4 protein-coding genes are annotated in these 3,012 nt (G+C 65.2%); all 4 read left to right on the forward strand.

What is annotated here, in order from left to right; all coding sequences use genetic code 11:
• Window positions 1-400: transposase (locus KIP88_RS48950; protein ID WP_214494569.1), on the forward strand; the 400-nt coding region annotated here is incomplete at its 5' end.
• Window positions 397-750 carry an IS66 family insertion sequence element accessory protein TnpB gene (tnpB, locus tag KIP88_RS45435; RefSeq protein ID WP_027577378.1) on the forward strand — a complete coding sequence of 118 codons (354 nt, stop codon included), beginning with the start codon at window positions 397-399 and terminating at the stop codon, window positions 748-750. The genes KIP88_RS48950 and tnpB, both read left to right, overlap by 4 nt.
• A gap of 50 nt (window positions 751-800) precedes the next feature.
• Window positions 801-2,360 (forward strand): IS66 family transposase, encoded by a 1,560-nt coding sequence (locus tag KIP88_RS45440; RefSeq protein WP_214494571.1) that lies wholly within the window; start codon window positions 801-803, stop codon window positions 2,358-2,360.
• A gap of 29 nt (window positions 2,361-2,389) precedes the next feature.
• Window positions 2,390-2,980 carry a UPF0149 family protein gene (locus tag KIP88_RS45445; protein ID WP_214494570.1) on the forward strand — a complete coding sequence of 197 codons (591 nt, stop codon included), beginning with the start codon at window positions 2,390-2,392 and terminating at the stop codon, window positions 2,978-2,980.
• Window positions 2,981-3,012: the final 32 nt, after the last annotated feature.

A 3,012-nucleotide genomic window follows, 5' to 3' on the forward strand; every position in this document is an offset into this window, starting at 1 on the left:
CACTGGGGAGCGCCGACGGCGACGGTGGACTGGCGAGGAGAAAGCCCGGATCGCGGCGGAGAGCTTTGAGGAAGGTGCGAACATCTCCGAGGTGGCGCGGCGCAATGGCGTTTCCCGCGGGCTGCTCACGGTGTGGCGACGCCAGGTTGCGGCGGCAGTGGCCGGCAAGGCGCCGAACTTCGTGCCGATCCAAATTGGCGCCGGAAGCGGTGGCGGGACAGCTGGCGAGTCCGAACGTATTTCGGCGGCACAAACGACGCCTTTGGAGATCGCCGCGCCGCCGGCCAAGCCCTGCGGGGTGATCGAGATCGAGCTGAGTGGGGCGCGCATCCGGGTTGAGCCGGGCGTGGAGCTGACGACACTTTCGACGGTGCTGTCAGCGCTTCGGGGCATCCGGTGATTGCACTACGCTCCGACCTCAAGGTGGTGCTTGCGGCGCAGCCAGTCGACTTTCGCAAGTCGGTCCACACGCTGTCGGCGCTGGTGAGCGAAGCGCTCCGTGCGAACCCGTATTGTGGCGACGTCTTCGTGTTCCGCAGCAAACGCATGGACAGAGTGAAGCTTTTGGCGTGGGACGGCAGCGGCATGGTGCTGGTGACGAAGTGGTTGCACCAGGGGCGTTTCACCTGGCCGCCGATCCGCGATGGTGTGGTGCATCTAAGTGCAACGCAGCTCGCGATGCTGCTCGACGGACTTGAGTGGACGCGCGTCTCACCCAAGCCTGTGAAGCAGCCGGCCGTTGTTGGCTGAGAGGTGAGGATTTCGCTGGAGCATGGAGTGGGCGCATGTATCGTCTGATCATGGCGATTCGCCCCGATGCTCTCCCGACCGATCCGGCGGCTCTGACCGAGATGGTGCTCGCGCTTGACGTCGAGAACGAGAAGCTGCGCGTGGCGATGCAGACGCTCAAGGAGATGATCTTCGGGAAGCGCTCGGAGCGGCTTGCCACGCTCGTGGCCGAGCAACTCGCGCTTGAGCTTGACGATCTTGAGACCGGCGCCACCCCGCCTGCGGCTGCCAACGACGATGCGGCTGCGGCGAAGCCGTCTGATAAGCCGCGCAAGAAGGCGCGCCGCAACATCGGCGCGCTGCCCAAGCACCTGCCGCGCTGTGAGCAGGTGCTGGAGCCGGAGGCGACCGCCTGCCCGTGCTGCCAGGGCAAGCTCCACAAGATCGGCGAGGACGTCAGCGAGGTACTGGACATCATCCCGGCGATCTTGCGGGTGCTGCGGACGATCCGTCCCAAATACGCCTGCCGCGGCTGCACCGACGGTGTGGTCCAGGCGAAGGTGCTGCCGCGCCTGATTGAGAGTGGCATGGTGTCGACGGCCCTGGTGAGCCACGTGGTGGTCTCGAAGTTCGCCTGGTATTTGCCGCTGTACCGGCAGGTGCAGATTTTGGCCGGCCAGGGCGTCCATCTTGACCGGTCGACGCTTGCCGGCTGGGTGAAGCGTGCGGCCTGGTGGCTCAAGAGCCTTTATGAACTTCAGCTGCGGACGATCCAGGCCGCGCCGCGCGTGTTCTGCGACGAGACGCCGATGCCGGTGCTCGATCCCGGGCGACATCGCCCCCGCATCTGCCAGTTCTGGGCGCATGCCATGGATGACCGCCCCTGGGGCGGGCCTGCGCCACCGGCGGTTGCCTACGTGTTCGCCGACGGCCGGGGCACCGAGGAGATCGCCGCACAATTGACGGGCTTTTCCGGCATTCTGCAGGTGGACGGTTATGCCGCCTACAAGGCGCTCGCCCGCGATCATGGTGGCGCAATCCAGCTCGCCTTTTGTCTCGCCCATGCCCGACGCAAATTCGTCGAGGTGTTCAAAACGACCCAGTCGCCGTTTGCGCGCGAGGTGATCGAACGCCTGCAGGCGGTCTATGCCATTGAAGCGGAGATCCGCGGCAACAGTGCGGAGCAGCGGCTGGCCAGCCGCCGCACCAGAAGCGCAGCGTTGATGGCGGCGCTCAAGGCGCGACTGACCGAGATGGTGGGCCAGCTCTTCTCCCAGTCAAAGCTGGCAGAGGCGATCAACTATGCGCTCAATCACTGGGATGGGCTGACGCTGTTTCTCCGCGACGGCCGCGTCGAGATCGATTCCAACACGGTCGAGCGTTCAATGCGCCCGATTGCCATGGGAAGACGCAACTCATTGTTCAGCGGCAGCGAGGGCGGCGCCGAGAGCTGGGCGATCCTGGCATCGCTCGTGAACACGGCAAAGCTCCATGAACTCGATCCTCAGGCCTATCTGACCGACGTGCTGGAGCGCATCGTGTCCGGGCGAACCAAGAGCCATCAGCTGCACGAGCTGCTCGCCTGGAACTGGAAGGCGGCGCGCCAGCGCACCGCACGGGCCGCGGCATGAGCCCGCGTCGCCATAAAGCAGCGTCGTCGATGGCGGCACCTGCGATGCCACTTGAGGAGCTTGAGCAATGGCTCCAGGCACGCGTTGATCAGCATCCTGTCGCCACCAGCATTCCCATGCTCGACGGCTACGTCGCCGCGATCGTGGCCGGACCGGTGTCGATGAGCCCGCTCGACTGGATCTGCCCGCTGCTCGCCATCGATGCCGATGCCTTCAACCACGGCGGCACCCCGGAGTTCGCGGCGATTTCCGCCGTCGCGCTGCGCCATAACGAGATCAGCCAAATTCTTTCAACTACGCCTCGCCAGTTCGAGCCGATGCACCTGCGCAACCCCCATGGCGACGTCGATCCGCGACCCTGGTGTCAGGGTTTCTACGCCGCGATGCGGCTCAAGCTGTCGGCATGGGCGCCACTGCTCGACACCGGCAACGTCAATCATGGTCTGCTGCTGCCCATCCTGCTGCACTGTCGCGGCGATCAGGGTCAGCCGATGCTCGGACTGCCACGAAGCTGCCGCGATATCGCGGACTTTCTCCGTAACGCCCACACCGATATTCCAGCGGCCGTCGAGGCCATGCGCCAATACTGGATGCCGATCCGCTACCCACGCGCCCGCTGATCACCGCAGACGTGGGAACTCATACCGGTTAC

This window comes from Bradyrhizobium sp. SRL28 (assembly GCF_018596315.1).
Lineage (GTDB): Bacteria > Pseudomonadota > Alphaproteobacteria > Rhizobiales > Xanthobacteraceae > Bradyrhizobium.

Excerpts from the sequence above, each read along its gene's own strand:
- KIP88_RS45440 (WP_214494571.1), top strand. The coding sequence starts at position 801 with ATGGCGATTCGCCCCGATGCTCTCCCGACCGATCCGGCGGCTCTGACC.
- KIP88_RS45445 (WP_214494570.1), top strand. The coding sequence starts at position 2,390 with ATGGCGGCACCTGCGATGCCACTTGAGGAGCTTGAGCAATGGCTCCAG.